Here is a 19,128-nt window from a genome sequence, read left to right as displayed (position 1 = left end):
ACCTAATATTAAATGTTGTCTAAAAAATTACGAACTACGAATTACGAATTACGAATTCTTCCCGGCTGAAGAATGTAAACGCCCAGAATATCCATTGGTAGCTGGGGTTTAACCTGAATCTGCCCTTCTTGGGTCATAGCTCTGACTCGCCGATGGGATTGGGAAAGAGAATGCGATCGTTCTCTAGCAAATAGTTCTAAATCAGACTCAATCTCTGTGATTTGACTGAGCAACTCTTCAATTTCTGCTTGTTTGATACCTGGAGGCGCATCGCCCACAGGGTTAGCTTGTTCCAGCAAAGATTTTGCTTCCTCTGGTGTCAGCCAAATAGGATTAGATGGTGGGCCAGTAAACCCAACTACTGCACACTCTTCCGCCAGCAAACTTTGGTGTTTGGGACTGTTTAACAAATGCCGTAGCCGCACTAACAGTAAAGTCGTGCGCTTGGTGACAGTATCGGTCGTAGTAAAACCACACCGCGCTGCTACAGGGTCTTGATTATTTGAGAGCGCATCTTCAATAATGTGACGCGCTAAACCTTCTACTAATGGATGATTTCGCCCCACATATTCCACCCCTTCTGGTGCAGGGGTTGTAAACGTAAACAAGCGCGGCTTATCCCCCAGTGCAGGCTGGAGAAAATTAGGAATTGTAGACAGTAACCAACCTTGTTTTTTCTTGGTTAACGAACAAGATAGGCGATTTGCGGCTGACAATACGAACCGTTGCACATCCTGTTCACTACCAAGAATTTGCTCAGATTCAATTAGTTCTTGCTCTACTTCCGCAGGTTTGATTGAGCGTTGAGCAAACCGGGTACGGCTAATCTTTTCTCGCTCTACAGCTTTGTCCCAATTTTTATGAACTTGCTCAACAGCAGATTCTTGTTCATCTAGCAAATCCAACAAAGACAATTGCACCGCATCATGAGCGCGGTCAAACAAAGATTTAAAAACAGCTTCCGACACTGTGGTGCTGTCCATAGGTACGGGAACGGTAATTCCCAAGGTCTTGTGAATTTGTACAGCCTTACGAATTAGCACGTCCAAAACTGCACCATCCACCGGATTATCTGAACCGTAAAGCAGCAATGTCTTAACCTGGCTTGCAGTTTGACCATAGCGGTCAATACGGCCTTCCCGTTGCTCCAAGCGATTGGGGTTCCAGGGTAAATCGTAGTGAATCACAGCACTGAAGTGAGATTGCAGGTTTACCCCTTCACTTAAACAATCGGTAGCTACTAAAACTCTTTGAGGATATGACTTTAACTCTTGCAGGCGAATTTCTCGTTCATCCTCTGAAAGTTCCCCAGTAATACCAATGACTCGAATTTGGCTCCCTTTCTTTTCTAGTTTTTGCTTGAGAGCATCAGCAACATAATTTGCTGTGGCAATATAGCGACACCAAATAATCGGGTTAAAACCTTCTGAAATCAGGGTTTGTATGGAAGCAATACATGATTGTAATTTCTGGTCTTTATCACCCTGTAACTTTTGGGCTGCTTGCACAAAAGCTCGGAGTTTACGCTTATCTGTATCGCCGTAGCTTTGCTGTCCTTGTTCTATAACTACAGTCGGAGTCGCATCAACAGCTTGCTCCTGGTCTGTAGGGTCGTAAACGTAAGAACTCATTAAGTCTTCGTCTAAATCAGCAAGTAAACTATCGTCGCCTGATTTACTCACCTGACGGTTTAATGTTGCTACTGCGGCGGCTGGAGAAGACATTACACAACGAATCAACGCCAAGGCTGACCAATAACGTCCCCGACGCTGGGCATAGCTCATGTCGTTTGTGGTAGTTTTTACTAGCCCACGAGCAAAGCTGTAGACATCATCGAATAATTGTTTATATTCCTTAGAGGATGTTTGGAAAGTATGAAACTAATCAATCAAGCAAGTCTTCTCAGCATTAACCGAATCATTGCGACTTGTACAAATGTTTCATGGGTCTGCGGTAAAATTTCGTAGTCTTTACTTAACCGGCGACACCAATTAAACCAACCAAAACTGCGCTCAACAACCCAACGTCTTGGCAGTAGAACAAAGCCTTTGGTATCAGTTGGACGACGTACAACCGCTAAAATCCAATGGTAAGTGTCCATCACCCATTTCATAAATCCCTCACCTTGGTATCCAGCATCAACCCAAATACAAACTAACCGTGTCAGGCGATCGCTGATCCTGTTGTAGGCTTGTGCAAATAATTTCTTTGCTCCAGCTTTATCAGATTCATATGCTGATGTCACTACAACCATTAAGACCAATCCCAGGGTGTCAACCAGCAAATGGCGTTTACGTCCTTTTACTAACTTACCTGAATCAAAACCAACATCCTTTGACACCATTGTTCCATTATCCACAGATTGGCAATCGACTATTACCGCACTGGGATTAGCTTCTCGGTTTTCCACAACCCGCACCCATTGTTGTAGCTTATGATTCATACCTTCCCATGTACCATCCATTCGCCATTTGCGGAAATAGTAGTAGACCGTTTGCCACTTCGGAAAGTCATGCGGCAACATTCGCCATGCACAACCCGCACAAAGAATATAAAAGATAGCACTAACCACCCCACGTAGATCAACACAACGAGGACGACACCCTAGATTTTCAGGCGGTATCAGATTTGATAACAATTCCCATTGTTCATCTGTCAGGTCTGTTGGATATGATGTAGACATTGCTCTAGTAACCCTGTCGCTTTTTTATCTACTGACAGAATACAGTTACTGGAGTTTTTTTAGACTTTCCAAACATCCTCTTAGATAACTTGTAAGGTTTTTCTTCCGAATCCCTTTCAGGAAAAGGTGTTTCATTGCCCAACCACTGTTTAACATCTGCCCGCCGACGCTGAATAAAATGGCTTGCCAGTTTGTCTCGCTGTTTCTCTGTTAGGCGGTCTAAGGTTAATTGTTCAAACTCAGGTTGAAGCAATCCTAGCAGTGATAAAAAGGATTCTTCAATGCCACTGTGAGGTGTAGCAGAAAGTAATAATAAATGGCGTTGGCGCAGCCCGCCGCAGGCATCGCGTTTTTCGGCAATCTGCTGAATTAATTGATGGCGTTGTTGCTGTGATGTACTCTTGCTACTGGGACGGGTACAAGTATGCGCCTCATCCACAATTACAAAATCAGGGCAGTGTGTAATAAAACTTGCACGACGGCGTTCTGCCTTGGCATAGTCTAGGCTAACAATAAGGTGTCGATAGTAACTAAATATATGAGTGCCATTTGCGATCGCTCTTTCCAATTTAGAAGCTGTTCCAGAACGTACTACCACCGCATCAATATGAAACTTTTCGCGTAATTCCTGCTGCCACTGGTCGCATAAATGAGGAGGACAAAGGACGGCTATCCGCTTAATTTCACCTCTATCTAAAAGTTCACGGGCAATTAATCCAGCTTCGATGGTTTTCCCAATTCCCACGTCGTCAGCAATAAGCAGGCGCACTGTTTCTAATCGCAACGCCATCAATAAAGGTACTAACTGATAGGGACGAGGACGCAATGATAAACGTCCCAAACACCGAAATGGCCCCGCTCCACTTCGCAGCAAGTGACGTGCTGCATCCATCAGTAAAACTGCTGCTGTATGGTCTTTAATACTGATAGAGCTAGGTAACGGAAAAGTTGCTGATTCAAGAGTTTCTATGCCTAACTCCCGAAGCTTCTGGTAAATTCCAGCTATTTCCTCTTCATTTCCTGAAATGGGACGCAAGCGAATAACATCCTCATTTTCGGCAGGTAATACGACCCACTGCCGATTGCGACAACTTACTATAGAACCTGGAGTGTGGTTCAAGGTTTCTGTCATATTTCCCTGTATTGAAGAGTAGACAGCAGAAAGTAGAAAGGAAAGTAGGTTTCCCTTTATCTACCTCTGATTATGTGCTAATAAATACTGTTTTACTTCGGGAATTTCGGTGAAGCTAACCGCGTAAACACTAGATTTTTATAATTTAAATATAGATTTTATAAGGATTAATAAACAAGTTCAACAGCACCAATGTAGATCGTCAATAGTATTTACGTACTATATTTTACTAGAATGACCGTAGAATAAACCAAATTTCAATGCTGTCTTCTTAATAAATGTAAAAATGCGATCGCCAGCGAAGAGAGCAATAAAACCGTATATTTAGCATAAGTTAAATTAAGTCATGATCTCTGTTAAACTAAAGGTCACGATTCATGAGTTTAAAAGTTGCTAAGAATAAACTGGGCAATAGACAGTAATCCTCAGACAACTCAATATAGGATCGATGCGCTCAGTGACTTGCCTTTGGAGCCTTTGGAATATTGTCAACGATGGGTTGAAATGTCCCCTGATGAACGGGGATACAGAAAAGCCTGTATTGCTGCTCTAGCTGAAGCAACAGGCTTAAGTGAAAGGACTATAGGGAATTGGGGTCAAAACTTTGAGAGGCGACCTAACTATGTAGTGCATATATTACGCATGGCAGATATGCTTAACCAAATTAGAAAAATCGTCCTACCTCCTGATTATCCTCAAAAATAATTTAGTCGTGATTCGTGACTAAAATGCTTGTAATCTGAGCTGATATTTTTTAACTTGAGTTGAGCAAGCAGAAGATATTTGAGCTAACCAGTTATTCTCACTAATCCTCTGCTTCCTTAATCTGATTCAGCAAAACAGAAGATGCAGACTGGGAGCAACTCCCATCAGAATAATCATCGAATTGATATGCTCCGTCAGTTGCCCCTAGAACCGATGGAATATTGTCGCCGTTGGGTTAGTCAAGAACCAGGTCGCAATTATCGCAAAGCCTGCATCAATGCGATCGCCCAAGTTACAGGTACTAGCCCAAAAACTGTTAAGGACTGGGGGACTGACTTTCGCCGACGACCTAAATACGTTACTCGCATACTAAGGCAAGCAGACCTAATTAACCAATTTAGACAGCTTGTTACTAAAGGAACTGTGACTTTACCTCCAGACTTTCCTCAAGAATAAACAAAAGCGATCGCTACTCACGACTAATTGCCCCAAAAACCCCTTGCTGTTAATACAAGGGGAATCTTAGGCTGAGGTACATAGGTACTAACTATGACGAGCAGTCGCATCTTTCTTGATGACAAAAATGCCAGAACACCAAATGAACTCAATTTCTACCTTTGACATCACTAAGTATTTTCTTCTTGATGTCCTGAAAGATATTAAAACTGGACGTATTCAACTTCCAGATTTTCAAAGAGATTGGGTTTGGGATGATACCCATGTGCGCCGTTTACTTGCCAGCATATCTCTGGCTTACCCAATTGGCGCAGTCATGATGCTCCAACAAAGCATTCAAAGCCGACAATTCAAACCCCGCTTAGTTGATGGAGTCTTAAAACCAGAAAATCATGTTCCAAACTTATTAATCCTTGATGGGCAGCAACGCCTGACGACCCTGTTTATGGTATTGCTATCTCAGCAACCTGTAATTATCAAAGACCAGAAAAGCCAAAAAATTATTAAAAAGTGGTACTACCTGGATATTGAAAAATGCCTCCATCCAGAATGCGATCGCATTACGGCGATCGTTGCCTTACCTGAATCCAAAATTGCACGAATCTTCATGGGTGGTTTAATAGATTGTTCCACTCCTGAAAAAGAGTATGAGGCATTATTGTTCCCTTTATCTAAAGTATTCTTTTTTTCTGAATGGCGTAGTAAATTTTCCAAATATTGGCAATACGATCCCCAAAAGCTAGAGCTAATTGACACCTTAGAACTGGAAGTTCTAAAGAAATTTGACCATTATCAAATACCTGTTATTCAACTGCGTGACTCCTTACCGAAAGAAGCTGTATGCCAAGTATTTGAAGATACAAACACTTCTGGCTGTGACCTCAATTATTTCGACTTAATGAGTTCCAGCTATTGCACTGCTGACTTTAGTTTGAGAGATGATTGGAAGCAGCGCGAAAATCGCTTTCAGTCCTTAAAAGTATTGCGTAAGCTCCGAAGTACAGATTTTGTACAAGCAGTAACGTTGATGGCTGGTTACGCCAAGAGGATAGAAGCTATAACAAAAGGCTGGAATATCGATAAATTACCAAGCGTTACTTGCGATCGGGCTGAAGTGCTAAGACTCACCAAGGAAGAATATCAAAAATGGGCTGATCCAGTTTCCAGGGGTTTTGAAGAATCTGCACGTTTCCTTCATAGTCAAAAAATCTTTGATGCAGATGATTTAGCTTACCCCATTCAATTAGTGATTCTGAGTACCATTTTTACCATTCTCGGAGGGCGTTCCCGTTCTCTCCAAGTACGTTCTATGCTGGAACGCTGGTTATGGTGTGGGATGTTTGGTGAAGTATATACACGCTGGTATGAGGCACGAGCCGGACGAGACGTGATAGAAGTACCAGATTGGTTAGCAGGTGGTTCACTACCGCTTACCATTGTGCAAGCGGATTTTTCTTTTGATAGGTTGATTAGCGTTAGAAAACGTTATGGTGCAGTCTATCAAGGATTAGCTGCTTTACTACGACGTGAGGGGGCAATTGATTGGTGTACTGGGGAAGAAATCAATGATGTTATTTATTTTGAAGAACAGATAGATTCGCACCATATCTTCCCTGTGGCATGGTGTCGCAAAAAAGACATTGAACCCAAAAAATATAACTGCTTGATTAACCGTACACCTTTAAGTGCCAAAACCAACAAGAAGATTGGGAGTAAAGCACCTTCCCTTTATTTAGAGGAGTTTGAACTTTCTGGGACATCAGCAAAAAGACTTGATGAAATATTGCGATCGCACGCTATATCCCCAAAAACTTTGCGAAGAGATGACTTTGAAGCCTTTTTCCAGATGCGAGCAAATAATTTGCTGACGCTAATTGGCAAGGCTATGGGCAAGAGTTTAAGTTTTGAATCCTCTGAGGATTTTGTTCGAGATTGTCATAACGGGAATGGCAGAGAGTATAAGTTGCATCCCGAAATTATCACTAACTATTGAGCCATCAGGCTCAGAATAGCCTACTTTACACCCTCTCTAGTGGAGTTTGTGGCCAACATATTTCTCAATTCTCCTAACTTTGTTTGTCTGAGGATTCTTTCTTTTTTAACCAATCTCTAATTGCCTCCTCTAAAGCCGCAGTCTGCGTTACTTCCAGACGCGCACAGGCGATTTCAAACGCGATTTTTAAGTCTTTAGGGAGTCTCCCCCGAACTTCTCTAGTTTCTTCTGCCATCCTAATTTGAAGTCAAAGTTTGCGGCTTTCATTTTTACACAGCCTCTGAGTAAAAACACATTTGCGGCATTGCGCTATTGCGGCATTGCGGTATAATGCAAAGGCAAAAACAACAAAAACCTCGTCAGTTTGATCGAATCTACAAAGCGGAGGACACCATGAGCATTATTACAATTCAATGCCGCCTGGTTGCAGAAGAAGAAACCCTCCGCCAACTGTGGGAACTGATGACTGACAAAAACACACCACTTATAAATGAACTATTGGCACAGGTAGGACAACACCCAGACTTTGAAACTTGGCTAGATCAAGGCAAAATACCTACTGAATTACTCAAAACACTTGTTAACTCCCTCAAAACTCAAGAGCGTTTTGCTGGTCAACCTGGACGCTTTTACACCTCAGCGATCGCTCTAGTAGATTATGTATATAAATCCTGGTTCGCCTTACAAAAACGAAGAAAGCGGCAAATAGAAGGGAAAGAACGTTGGCTGACAATACTCAAAAGTGATCTACAACTTGAACAAGAAAGTCAATGTAACTTAAACGTAATTCGTACTAAAGCCAACGAAATTCTTACCCAATCTACCCCCCAGTCCGACCAGAATAAAAAACAGAGAAAGAGCAAAAGAACTAAAAAATCTGCAAAGTTACAAAAATCTTCACTTTTTCAAATTCTTTTAAACACTTACGAAGAAACACAAGACGCTCTTACTCGTTGTGCGATCGCATATCTGCTGAAAAATAACTGTCAAATTAGTGAACTCGACGAAGACTCAGAAGAATTTACTAAAAATAGGCGCAAAAAGGAAATAGAAATTGAGCGATTAAAAAACCAACTCCAAAGTCGCATACCTAAAGGTAGAGATTTAACAGGGGAAGAGTGGTTAAAGACGTTAGAAATTGCTACAGCCAATGTACCTCAAAATGAAAATGAGGCAAAAGCTTGGCAAGCAGCACTATTAAGAAAATCTGCTGATGTCCCTTTTCCTGTGGCTTACGAATCTAACGAAGATATGACATGGTTGCAAAATGACAAAGGTCGTCTTTTCGTTCGGTTCAATGGCTTGGGAAAACTTACCTTTGAGATTTACTGTGATAAGCGTCATTTGCACTACTTCAAACGCTTCCTAGAAGATCAACAACTTAAACGCAATCATAAAAACCAATACTCAAGCAGTTTGTTTACTCTGCGTTCAGGAAGGCTTGCTTGGTCGCCAGGAGAAGAAAAAGGTGAACCCTGGAAAGTCAATCAACTACATCTTTACTGCGCTTTAGATACTCGAATGTGGACTATTGAAGGAACTCAACAGGTAGTTGATGAGAAAAGCACAAAAATAACCGAAACTTTAACAAAAGCGACACAGAAAGATGAACTAAATGATAAACAGCAAGCTTTTATCACTCGTCAGCAATCCACGCTAGATAGGATTAATAACCCTTTCCCTCGTCCCAGCAAGCCTAATTATCAAGGTCAGCCCTCAATACTAGTCGGTGTTAGTTTCGGTCTAGAAAAGCCAGTCACAGTAGCTGTAGTCGATGTTATTAAAAATGAAGTTCTAGCTTATCGCAGTGTCAAACAACTACTTGGCAAGAACTACAACCTTCTCAATCGCCAGCGACAACAACAGCAACGCCTATCTCATGAACGTCACAAAGCTCAGAAACGGAATGCGCCAAACTCCTTTGGTGAATCAGAGTTAGGACAATACGTGGATAGATTATTGGCTGATGCAATTTTGGCGATGCCTTCGGCGAGCTTCGCTAACGCCAAAACCTATCAAGCAAGCAGCATAATTATTCCAAAACTCCGCGATATGCGTGAGCAAATTAGTAGCGAAATTCAATTGTATCACAAGGGTCTAGGCGGGAACAGTTTCAACGACCATCCCGGCTAGGGGTGGGTTGAAAGACTTGTCCATCGACAAGTTTACCCATCGACTCAAAGTTTCAACGACCATCCCGGCTAGGGGTGGGTTGAAAGGCTCAAAATTGCCTTGATGATATTGGAGAATTAGAAGTTTCAACGACCATCCCAGCTAAGGGTGGGTTGAAAGAACGTCATTATCTGAGCATAGGTTTGGCAGATAACTGTTTCAACAATCATCCCAGTTAAGAGTGGTTTGAAATAACTAGAGTGGGTTTATCCCAGAAATCGAAAAAGTTTCAACAACTATCCCATCTACAATTCGCTTAAGAGGGTTGAAAGGAATGTCACCTTCCCAACACTGAAATTTCAAAAGCCATGCTTGCTAATGGAAGGTTGAAATCAATAGGTATTTCCTTGTGAAGACGATATGCACCTTTTACTTTTAATGATTAGTAACTTCATCATTAGGTAGGGGCAGTGTTGAGTGTAGAGTAATAAAATATGCCTCTCGAAACTTGGTGTAGCAAAATATTAGCGCGTGAGTTTAATATGGTAGTTGCTACGCCAATTAACCCAAATTTTAAGAATTGGTCAGTAAAAAATCACAAAGACAAATAATTTGTCGTTTTGGATGTTTTGACAAATAATTTGTCGCCACAGTCAAATAATTCGTCGCTGTACAATTCTTTTCAAAGCGGGCGATGGGACTCGAACCCACGACGTTCACCTTGGGAAGGTGACATTCTACCACTGAATTACACCCGCTTGTGATAATCTATTCGGGGATTATATCACAAACATAGCATAAATCAACTGAAGAATTATTTAATTGTGAAGAAAACCTAAAATTATACAAATCAGCTATTAAGCCTTGAAATGCCATAACCATTCATAAAAGTTATTGACTGCTAGCAGTTAACAGTCAATTATGAAGATAAAAAGATGTGCAAATTAAATGTGCGATCGCTTACGGGACTAAACTATAAAAATTATTAATCTTAATTACGATATATTCTACAGAGCCTGATTCTTCAGGAGCTAACTGCCATAATTGCACCTATAGCAATCCAGTAAATATTAACTTTTGATTTTCATATAAAAATAACAGTATTTTTACGCAAGTAAAGAATAGCAACATCATTTTATATTCTTGTGAATCAATCATAGTTATTTGAATCACATATGCTTATTCTTTAGATCACAGTCACCGAGTAAATAAGGCTAGAAAATAGAACATCAGGAGATATCTATATTTTGAAGATGTAATTCAGGTTTTCCCTGAAGGTATTGTTTGTAAAAAACTTGCAATAATTTATCAAGCCAAGTAACTAATATGTTTAATGCTACTGAGATTTTAATAGATGCTTTTGTTAAGCAAATCAGAGAAGGATACAGCCGTACATATGGTTGTTTCAAAAATGATTATCAAGATATTATCGCCTGGGCTGGGAATATGGCGTTGGAAAACATAGCCAACAGTGATGCCCTTTACCACAATGTTGAACATTCTATATTAGTTACCCTGGTAGGACAGGAAATTCTCCGGGGTAAACATATCCGAGAGGGTGGTGTTTCTAGTGAAGACTGGTTGCATTTTATTATTTCGTTGTTATGTCATGATATAGGTTATGTCAAGGGAGTCTGCCGACAGGATAAAGAACATAAGGGTTTATATTCTACAGGCAGCAATGGCAGAATGATTTCTCTTCCTCCTGGGGCTTCTGATGCTAGTTTGACGGCTTATCATGTCGATAGAGCTAAACTATTTATTGATGAGCGTTTCGGTGGCCATAAGTTAATAGATGCTGATGTAATTAAAACTAATATTGAATTAACTAGATTTCCTGTACCGGCAGCAGAAGACCATCAAGAAACAACTACTTTTGCAGGGTTGGTGCGTGCTGCTGATTTGATTGGGCAATTAAGTGACCCACGTTATTTAAAGAAAATTACATCTTTATTTTATGAGTTTGAAGAAACTGGAGTCACCAAAGTTTTAGGTTATGCAAATCCTGCTGATTTACGCAAAAATTACGCTAAGTTCTATTGGAATGGCGTTCATCCTTACATTCAAGATGGACTGAGATATTTATCTTTAACCCAACAAGGCAAGCAAATTATTGCTAATCTCTACTCGAATGTATTTGTTGTAGAACATGAAAAAAACCAAGAAGAACAAAAATACTTAATTGAGCAATTACAAGCTTAATGATTGGGCATATCAATTCAAAATTCAAAATACCCTGCGGGAAGCAAGCTACAAAATTCAAAATTAACGGATTTTGGGGCATGGGGCATGGGGCATAGGGCATGGGGTTAAAGTTTTTCAGCCGTAGGTTTCTTTACCTGTACCCTTGACTATATTGACTATTCACCTTTAACTAATGACTAATAACTAATGACTCATAACTAAAAACTATGAATTGGTGGCAAAGACTTCAAAAAAATCCTTTGGCGCGATTTGGGGCAATTTTGTTGTTGGTTTTCTATGTGGCAGTGATTGCTGCTGATTTTATTGCCCCATATAATCCTTACGTGTCACAAGCCAATGGTTCACTATTACCACCTACTCGAATTTATTGGGTTGCTAAAACATCGGGTCAGTTTATTGGCCCGCATATTTATCCGACAATTCAAGGGGATACAGATTTAGAAACAGGCGATCGCCAATTAATTGTAGACTATACAAAGCCTTCTCCCATTAGATTATTTGTCTCTGGGTCAGAATACCGACTGTTTCAGTTGAGTTTGCCATTACCGCCAAAATGGGAAGAGGTAACTATCATCCCTGGTATACCTTTAAATTGGCATTTGTTTGGAGCAGATGGGGATGCAAAATTCAACCTTTTAGGGACTGATGAGCAAGGACGTGACCAGTTAAGCCGCCTGTTGTATGGTGGACGCATCAGCTTATTTATTGGAATTATTGGGGTACTTTTCACCTTTCCCCTGGGTTTATTGATAGGTGGGATTTCTGGCTACTTTGGTGGTTGGACTGATAGCATTATTATGCGAATAGTAGAAGTGTTAATGACTTTCCCTAGTATCTATCTGTTAGTGACCTTGGGTGCAGTCTTGCCGGCTGGTTTAACTAGCAGCCAGCGATTTTTATTGATTGTGTTGATTACTTCTGTAATTAGCTGGGCTGGTTTAGCTAGGGTAATTCGTGGACAAGTCCTGTCAATTAAGGAGCGGGAATTTGTCCAAGCTGCAAGGGCAATGGGTGGCAAACCACTATATATTATTATCCGTCATGTTCTGCCACAAACAGCTACCTATGTAATTATTTCTGCTACCTTGGCAGTTCCCAGTTTTATTGGTTCGGAAGCCGTATTAAGTCTAATTGGTTTGGGTATTCAACAACCTGACCCATCTTGGGGAAATATGCTGTCTTTAGCTAGCAACGCTTCCATTGTGGTACTACAACCCTGGTTAATTTGGCCGCCAGCTTTGTTAATTATTTTCACAGTCTTAGCTTTCAATTTGCTGGGAGATGGGTTAAGAGATGCACTTGACCCCCGGAGTTTGCGGAGATAGCAGGGGAGGGGAGGCAGGGGGCAGGGGGCAGGGGGCAGGGTGCGGTGGGACAGGGGAGACAAGGTAGACAAGGGAGATAAGGGGGACAAGGTAGAAATATTTACCCCCATGCCCAATGCCCAATGCCCAATGCCCAATTCCCAATTCCCAATTTAATTTTGCCAATTTAAATTTTGGCAGATGAATAATAATAGACATTCCCAAACCAAGCGGGGTTGGGCGTAAGCTAGTAGATATTTACGGGTTTGTTCTAATTGGTTCATCATTAGTGGTTGATGCCACTGTTGCCAGTAAGATTGTTGCAGATAATCGACTAACCATAGTTGAGTTTCTGTGTCTAAATCATGGTCAATTTGTTTGGCTAGTTCTAAGGCTTGACGTTCGGATGTCGGTGATTTGATTAAAGCTTGCAGTAACTGCGGGGGAATTGCTTGTAATTGTTCGTAAGCTGCGATCGCATTTCCCGGACTACCAGCTGCTATGCTCAAAATTGCTGGATGCTCTAATATTTCTTCATTACCTGTTTGTCTGAGGATTTGAGTTAATGAGGTTGTATCTAAGCGAGTAAAAGCAATCCGTTGACAGCGTGATACTAAAGTTGGTAGCACCGACTCAGGGGAAGGGGTGATGAGAATAATGGTTGCTTTTCCAGGTTCTTCTAAGGTTTTCAGTAACGCATTGGCGGCTGGTTCTGCCATTGTTTGGGCTTCTTCCACCACTACTATATTCCTCGGTGCTTCTAAGGGAGGACGGCTGAGAAATTCGGTAATTTCTCGAATTTGCTCTAGGCGAATTAACGGGGGTGCTTTGCGTTTAAGTTTCTTCTCGGCGGCTTCTGCGGCTGTGAGGCGTTGTCCTTGATATTGGTAGGTAGGCTGCACCCATAACACATCAGGATGATTACCTTGACGTAAACGTTGCTGTAAAGATGGTAAAGATTGGTTGTTTATAGCATTAGCAAATAAGAACTCAATAAAGCACCGCGCCGCTAAACTTCGTCCTACACCATCTGCACCCACAAACATATAAGCTGGTGCTACTCGGTTTTGTTTGACGGCTTGAGTTAGTAATTCAACGGCTTGTTGTTGTCCTAATAATGGTGCAAAGGATTCTTGCATTTTATATATGTAAATCTACTAATTCTTAGTAATTCTTAATTTATTTTCCCGTAAAATTACCATCAGAAAAATTAACTATTATTACGGTATTTGACAAGAGAAAATACAGCCTTTATCTAGAGAATAAAAAATTTAATGAAGTTATCAAAAATCTCTGGACAATTGACAATTACAGTATTAACCTTGTAAATATATACCGAAACAAATTCTGTTAAATAAAAAACAGAATTTTTTCTTTTTAAAAAACTTAGCCACCATCAACAAAAAACAATGTTATCGTCACCAATATCTCTGCACAAAAGCAAGTTATTAAAGGCTTTAGGATTAACCACTATCAGTTTATTCCTCTTAACTAATCCAGCCCAGGCTTTTACACTGATTAATAGATCGGGTTTTACCGATGCAGATTTTGATAATCTATTAGATAACGGTGAATTTACAGAATTATTCGTTGCTGAGGGTCGGATTGGTAATAATAACTTAAATGGCGATCGGGAATTAGGTATTAATACATCTACTGGTGTTCCTGTGGAATCAGGTCAGCGTATATGGGGGAATGGTACACCAGTAAATTTCACCTTAGAATACACAGGCACTCAGGTGAATTACACTGTCAATGGGCAAACACTTAGTAGTAATGCTTTTACTAGTGATGCTAATAGTATTTTTCTCCGTACCCGTGCTGCTGATAATAGTTCCGTAACCCTGAGTAATTTAGTCTTCAATGGCACAGCAATTGGTGAAAATTTATTCTCTTCAGTCTCTGGGGCGGGAAGTGATATAGACTATTTACAAATTGCGGATATATCTTCCTCCTTTACTCTTACAGGTCAAGTATTAATGAATTGGAGTGGTGCAACTCCTAATGGTTCAAGACTGGCGTATCAGATTAAGGTTGGTTCTACAACCTCTATACCTGAACCTGTTAGTGTTGGTGCAATATTCTTAGCTGGTATTGCGGGTGTTGGTTACAGTAAAAGACGACAATCTGTAAAAGAGTTAACTTTCAATAAACAAATTCGGTAGGGTGGAAAGTAGGGATAAGTTCTCAGCCAAAAGCTTGAGAGGATGTTTAGAAAGTCATCAATGATACTAAAAACCCCTCTCCAAACCTCTCCCCTACAAGGAGAGAGGCTTTAAAACCCCCATTCCCTTGTAGGGAAGGGGGGCTAGGGGGGTTAGGTTAGAGAGAGTTTGGTGTTAATAACAATACTTTTCAAACATCCTCTGAGATTACGTCCCTACTGTCAAAATGATCAAAATACCCTCTCTATAGACGCGATAAATCGCGTCTATCAAAAAATATCTGATAAACCTCGGTTGAATTGGTCTTATTATCCCTCTGAGCGTACTTTTTGCATTTTTAGCACTTGTGTTGCGCCTATGTATATGAAATGCTTGTATACATCTGTAAAAGATTGTTGATGGCTGAAATCGAGGTAAATTCTGTCGATGCTTCAATTTATCTTCTGCGTAGATGCAACAGAATATTTAGCGAGCTAAAGATAATGATGAAAGTACGAAAATCCTTCTGGGCAAAGGTGAAGAAAAACAAATTCTTGGCTTTGGGGGTAGCTCTTTGTGCTTGTTTGTTAATTACTCCCATGTTATATTTGCCAGCCTGGGGAACTTCATCTAGCACCAAGATTGAATTTGTTTCGCCTAATTGGGTAGCCGAGAATGCTAAAGATCCTAATTTGAGGATTTTAGATGTCCGTAATCCTGCTCTAGAGTATATAGCTGGTCACTTACCCGGAGCAGTCAACATTCCTGATAAAGCCTTTCGTGGCCCGAGGGAAGGTCTACCGGTACAATATTGGGACAATCCAACTTTAGGAAAAATATTTGCCAATTCAGGCGTAACTGATAATAGCCGTGTACTCGTTTATTCTGATGGCATCGATGTCCTAGGTGCAACGATGGTGGCTTATTTGCTAGAACGTTCTGGAGTGAAGAATATAGCTATCTTAGATGGTGGCTACAAAGGTTATGCTGCTGCATCTCAAACAGTTGCTAAGGAATTTCCTAAATATAAAGTCGGTAAATTCACAGTCAAGTATCATCCTGCTGTGCGTGTCTCGTTAAATGATGTCAGAAAGCTGATTGGCAAAAAAGGTATGACATTTATCGACGCTAGACCACCAGATTTATTCCAAGGCAAGGAAAAACTCTGGGTACGGAATGGACATATTCCCGGTGCGCGAAATATTCCTTGGACTAGCTTTACAGATCCTGAAAATCTTCACAAGTTCAAATCTGTGGATGAAATTAAACAAATTCTAGCTGACAAAAAAATTACTCCTGCTGATGACATTATTGTCAGTTGCAGCACAGGACAGGAAGCCACTCTACAATATGTGGTGTTAAAGTATTTGCTCGGTTATCCCAAAGTGCGAGTTTATGAAGGTTCTTGGACTGAGTACAGCACTCAATCAGATGTACCTGTGGCTACTGGGCCAGAAGCAGTAAGCTAATTCGTAATTCGTAATTCGTAATTAAAAAGTGGGCAGAGTCTCGAATATATATCTAATCTTCGGGACTCTGCGTTCATCAACTTTATATAGCGTTTCCTATTCTACTGAGGTACAACTCTCTGCGTACCTTTGCGCTTTACTTTGCGTCCCTCTGCGTTTCAAAATATTATCTGTACCTCACTTCACTAGAAATCCCTATATGCTCCGATGAGTGACAGGAGTTTTACTGATTAACTCTTGTAACAAACCATACTCTAACCCTTCGACTACTGCTTGATAAGACGCTGCTAAGATATTTGTCGAGACTCCAATAGTTGTCCAGCGTTGAGAACCATTACCAGATTCGACTAGAACACGGGTTTTGGATGCTGTTCCTCGATGTCCGTTGAGAATCCGCACTTTGTAATCTGTTAGCTCAAAATTGGCGATTTGAGGATAGAAATTCATCAAAGCTTTGCGTAAAGCTGCATCCAAGGCGGCCACAGGGCCATTTCCTTCGGCGGCTTCTAGTTTATCTTCACCATTGACAGCTAATTTGACTGTAGCTAGAGCGTTACTAGTTTCTTTACCCTCCACTAAATCACAGTGGACTTGGAAACCCTTAATTTCAAAAAATTTTTGGCGATCGCCCAAAGCTTCGTACACTAATAGAGCAAAACTAGCCTCAGCCGCCTCAAATTGATACCCTTCACTTTCTAATTCTTTGAGACGTTGGAGAATTTGCCTAGCCTCTGGGGATTGTTTATGAAGTTCAATTCCCAAAGTGCGGGTTTTGGCTAACACATTACTAATCCCCGACTGTTCCGAAATCACAATGCGGCGACGATTTCCTACTTGTTCCGGTTGAATGTGTTCATAAGTCAGGGGATTTCTCTCCACAGCTGAAACATGAATACCCCCTTTATGGGCAAAAGCCGAACGTCCTACAAACGGCGCGTGTTCGTCAGGAGCTAAGTTAACTACTTCACTAACAAAACGACTAGCCTCAGTCAATTGATGCAGCTGGTGTTCAGCAATACAACTATAACCAAGTTTTAGCTGTAAATTAGGAATAAGTGAACATAGGTTAGCATTGCCACACCGTTCACCGTAACCATTAATTGTGCCTTGTACCATTGTTGCCCCTGCCATAACTGCTGCTAAAGCATTGGCTACCGCCATATCTGAATCATTATGAGTATGAATACCGATTTGGGGAATTGGGGATTGGTGATTAGGGACTGGGGATTGGGAAGAATCTTTCCCAGTCCCCAATCCCCAGTCCCTAGTCGCCTTTACTACATCTTGGACAACTTGACTAACTTCATGGGGTAAAGTGCCGCCATTAGTGTCACACAGAACTAGCCATTCTGCACCAGCTGTCATTGCTGCCTTTAATGTCTGTAAAGCATAGTCTTGATTATGCTTGTAGCCATCAAACCAGTGTTCAGCATCGTAAATCACCCGCCGCCCTTGAGAGCGAAAAAACTCGATAGTATCGCGGATCATTGCCAAATTTTCTTCTAAAGTGGTTTTTAGACCTGATGTGACGTGCAAATCCCAGGATTTGCCAAAAATCGTTACCCAACGACTACCAGCAGTCAGTATGGCTTGTAGCATTGGTTCATCGGCCGCACTTGTATGAGGACGACGAGTTGAACAAAATGCAACAATTTCTGATTGTTTAAGCGGATTCTCTTGTAGTTGCCAGAAAAACTGAACATCCTTAGGGTTCGCCCCAGGCCAACCGCCTTCAATAAAAGGAACTCCTAATTGATCAAGTCTATAAGCAATGCGTAGCTTGTCCTCTATGGAAACTGATAACCCTTCGCGCTGAGTGCCATCCCGTAGTGTGGTGTCATAAAGCCAAATGTGGGGTAAGGGATTCATAGTCATAAAACTCAAACTGTGGATACAACTTGAAAGGCAATGTGCAAAGATACAACAAAAAAGTCTATTTGGTGATTAGAATATGCCTAGGGTACTAGCTCAGGGTCGGATAATTGAGTGTAATAGCGGAGCTAATTTACGCGAAATTCTGTTAAAAAATGGTATCGACCTCTACAATGGCGGTGCTAGGCTAATAAACTGTCGAGGAATTGGTAGTTGTGGAACCTGTGCGGTCAAAGTAGAAGGTGAGGTGTCAGCAGCGAATTGGCGTGATCAAACGCGGCGTTCGCTTCCTCCCCATTCTCCTACAAAAGACCTGCGTTTAGCCTGTCAGACTCAAGTACTAGGCGATGTAAAAGTAACTAAATTTGACGGATTTTGGGGTCAAGGTTCTCAAGTCCTATGGCAACCAGAAGGTTAGGTTAAAAAGGAGACAATCAAGATGGGCAGATGGACACCACTAGTTTTAATGGCTGGAGGCTTGGCCATTTTAATGGGTACATTACTAGGCATTAATTTTCCTATGGGTGAAGGACAAAAACTCACTAGCAACACTCCAGGTGATAAAGCATCAAAAGTGTTGCCTGCGAACATTAATGTTAATAGTTCCACACCCGGTAACACTAGAAGTAATGCTAATACCTCTGGCAATAGAAATAATGTAACTCAAGAAGATTTCAACACAAATGATAACGCTAGTGATACTAGTAATGAAGACAGAGGTAATGTTACTCAAGAGGATCGCCGATCTACAAGCCGGACAAACGTAGCTCAAAATAACCCTAACAACGAATCATTTTCATCCTCTGACAATAACAATACGTCCGACACAGCAACGGAAGTACAGTCAACCACTACTTCACCGAGTACCACAAATCGAGAACCAATTCGGGCTTTGTGGTAATTGGGTATGGGGCATGATTTCAGTAAACAGTTATCAGTGAACAGTTATCACTCACTTGATAACTGTTTACGGATTTAGCTCCTGTGTTGCTGTGCTTGTTCCCTCGTGTGACTAGTTGTTGGTTACAATTTATAGGTTATTAGTTGTTCACT

Annotated in this window: 18 protein-coding genes and 1 tRNA gene; 11 read left to right on the top strand and 8 right to left on the bottom strand. The window is 41.1% G+C overall.

Features of this window, described 5'->3' with window-relative positions; genetic code table 11:
• Positions 1–41: 41 nt before the first annotated feature.
• The 3 genes from ACPZ3T_RS29150 to ACPZ3T_RS29140 all read right to left on the bottom strand — a co-directional run bounded on the left by ACPZ3T_RS29150 (position 42) and on the right by ACPZ3T_RS29140 (position 3,815).
• Complete coding sequence (locus tag ACPZ3T_RS29150; protein WP_490272911.1) at positions 42–1,784, bottom strand: DUF8741 domain-containing protein; 1,743 nt, start codon at positions 1,782–1,784, stop codon at positions 42–44.
• A 104-nt stretch (positions 1,785–1,888) separates the two neighbouring features.
• A complete protein-coding gene (locus ACPZ3T_RS29145; RefSeq protein ID WP_490272910.1) occupies positions 1,889–2,683 on the bottom strand; it encodes an IS5 family transposase in 795 nt (264 codons plus the stop codon).
• A 28-nt stretch (positions 2,684–2,711) separates the two neighbouring features.
• Positions 2,712–3,815, bottom strand: coding sequence for a DEAD/DEAH box helicase (locus ACPZ3T_RS29140; RefSeq protein ID WP_490272909.1), 1,104 nt, complete (start codon positions 3,813–3,815; stop codon positions 2,712–2,714).
• Positions 3,816–4,319: 504 nt separating this feature from the next.
• On the opposite strand from ACPZ3T_RS29140, the gene ACPZ3T_RS29135 reads away from it, so the two are divergent.
• From ACPZ3T_RS29135 to ACPZ3T_RS29125, 3 genes are all read left to right on the top strand, one after another.
• Positions 4,320–4,520, top strand: coding sequence for a hypothetical protein (locus tag ACPZ3T_RS29135; protein WP_490272908.1), 201 nt, complete (start codon positions 4,320–4,322; stop codon positions 4,518–4,520).
• A 141-nt stretch (positions 4,521–4,661) separates the two neighbouring features.
• A complete protein-coding gene (locus ACPZ3T_RS29130; protein ID WP_490272907.1) occupies positions 4,662–4,976 on the top strand; it encodes a hypothetical protein in 315 nt (104 codons plus the stop codon).
• A 127-nt stretch (positions 4,977–5,103) separates the two neighbouring features.
• Entirely contained in the window at positions 5,104–6,969 is a 1,866-nt protein-coding gene (locus tag ACPZ3T_RS29125; RefSeq protein WP_490272906.1) for a GmrSD restriction endonuclease domain-containing protein, read from the top strand.
• A 73-nt stretch (positions 6,970–7,042) separates the two neighbouring features.
• Here the strand turns inward: ACPZ3T_RS29125 and ACPZ3T_RS29120 are convergent, their stop codons facing one another.
• The gene (locus ACPZ3T_RS29120) at positions 7,043–7,204 is read right to left on the bottom strand and encodes a hypothetical protein (protein ID WP_192881541.1); all 162 of its coding nucleotides are present in this window, start codon (positions 7,202–7,204) and stop codon (positions 7,043–7,045) included.
• 158 nt (positions 7,205–7,362) lie between these two features.
• Between ACPZ3T_RS29120 and cas12k the strand changes: the two genes are divergently transcribed.
• On the top strand, positions 7,363–9,102 hold the full coding sequence (cas12k, locus tag ACPZ3T_RS29115) for a type V CRISPR-associated protein Cas12k (protein WP_490272905.1): 1,740 nt from the start codon (positions 7,363–7,365) through the stop codon (positions 9,100–9,102).
• On the opposite strand, the gene ACPZ3T_RS29110 is transcribed toward cas12k, so the two are convergent.
• Both ACPZ3T_RS29110 and ACPZ3T_RS29105 read right to left on the bottom strand, forming a co-directional pair.
• Positions 9,067–9,231: a hypothetical protein gene (locus ACPZ3T_RS29110; protein ID WP_490272904.1), complete on the bottom strand. Its 165-nt coding sequence runs from the start codon at positions 9,229–9,231 to the stop codon at positions 9,067–9,069. The two genes, cas12k and ACPZ3T_RS29110, sit on opposite strands and share 36 nt — an antisense overlap.
• A gap of 536 nt (positions 9,232–9,767) precedes the next feature.
• Positions 9,768–9,839: transfer RNA gene (locus ACPZ3T_RS29105), tRNA-Gly, on the bottom strand.
• A 568-nt stretch (positions 9,840–10,407) separates the two neighbouring features.
• Between ACPZ3T_RS29105 and ACPZ3T_RS29100 the strand changes: the two genes are divergently transcribed.
• From ACPZ3T_RS29100 to ACPZ3T_RS29090, 3 genes are all read left to right on the top strand, one after another.
• A complete protein-coding gene (locus ACPZ3T_RS29100; protein ID WP_490272903.1) occupies positions 10,408–11,283 on the top strand; it encodes an Npun_R2479 family HD domain-containing metalloprotein in 876 nt (291 codons plus the stop codon).
• A gap of 209 nt (positions 11,284–11,492) precedes the next feature.
• A complete protein-coding gene (locus ACPZ3T_RS29095) occupies positions 11,493–12,611 on the top strand; it encodes an ABC transporter permease (protein ID WP_490272902.1) in 1,119 nt (372 codons plus the stop codon).
• 39 nt (positions 12,612–12,650) lie between these two features.
• Complete coding sequence (locus tag ACPZ3T_RS29090; protein WP_490272901.1) at positions 12,651–12,767, top strand: histidine kinase; 117 nt, start codon at positions 12,651–12,653, stop codon at positions 12,765–12,767.
• Here ACPZ3T_RS29090 and holB read toward each other — a convergent pair.
• Complete coding sequence (gene holB / locus ACPZ3T_RS29085; protein ID WP_490272900.1) at positions 12,764–13,729, bottom strand: DNA polymerase III subunit delta'; 966 nt, start codon at positions 13,727–13,729, stop codon at positions 12,764–12,766. The genes ACPZ3T_RS29090 and holB overlap by 4 nt on opposite strands.
• Positions 13,730–13,999: 270 nt before the next feature.
• Here holB and ACPZ3T_RS29080 point away from each other — a divergent pair, with 270 nt between their 5' ends.
• Both ACPZ3T_RS29080 and ACPZ3T_RS29075 read left to right on the top strand, forming a co-directional pair.
• Positions 14,000–14,755: a choice-of-anchor W domain-containing protein gene (locus ACPZ3T_RS29080; protein ID WP_490272899.1), complete on the top strand. Its 756-nt coding sequence runs from the start codon at positions 14,000–14,002 to the stop codon at positions 14,753–14,755.
• Positions 14,756–15,237: 482 nt separating this feature from the next.
• Positions 15,238–16,203 (top strand): sulfurtransferase, encoded by a 966-nt coding sequence (locus tag ACPZ3T_RS29075; RefSeq protein ID WP_490272898.1) that lies wholly within the window; start codon positions 15,238–15,240, stop codon positions 16,201–16,203.
• Between the two features lie 195 nt (positions 16,204–16,398).
• Here ACPZ3T_RS29075 and cimA read toward each other — a convergent pair whose 3' ends face one another.
• Entirely contained in the window at positions 16,399–18,078 is a 1,680-nt protein-coding gene (gene cimA / locus ACPZ3T_RS29070) for a citramalate synthase (RefSeq protein ID WP_490272897.1), read from the bottom strand.
• A 76-nt stretch (positions 18,079–18,154) separates the two neighbouring features.
• Here cimA and ACPZ3T_RS29065 point away from each other — a divergent pair, with 76 nt between their 5' ends.
• Both ACPZ3T_RS29065 and ACPZ3T_RS29060 read left to right on the top strand, forming a co-directional pair.
• A complete protein-coding gene (locus ACPZ3T_RS29065; protein WP_490272896.1) occupies positions 18,155–18,493 on the top strand; it encodes a 2Fe-2S iron-sulfur cluster-binding protein in 339 nt (112 codons plus the stop codon).
• 21 nt (positions 18,494–18,514) lie between these two features.
• Positions 18,515–18,976 carry a hypothetical protein gene (locus tag ACPZ3T_RS29060; protein WP_490272895.1) on the top strand — a complete coding sequence of 154 codons (462 nt, stop codon included), beginning with the start codon at positions 18,515–18,517 and terminating at the stop codon, positions 18,974–18,976.
• Positions 18,977–19,128 lie beyond the last annotated feature (152 nt).

It is taken from the genome of Aliinostoc maniaoense (genome assembly GCF_058172895.1).
This window is presented reverse-complemented; position numbering and strand designations above follow the sequence as displayed.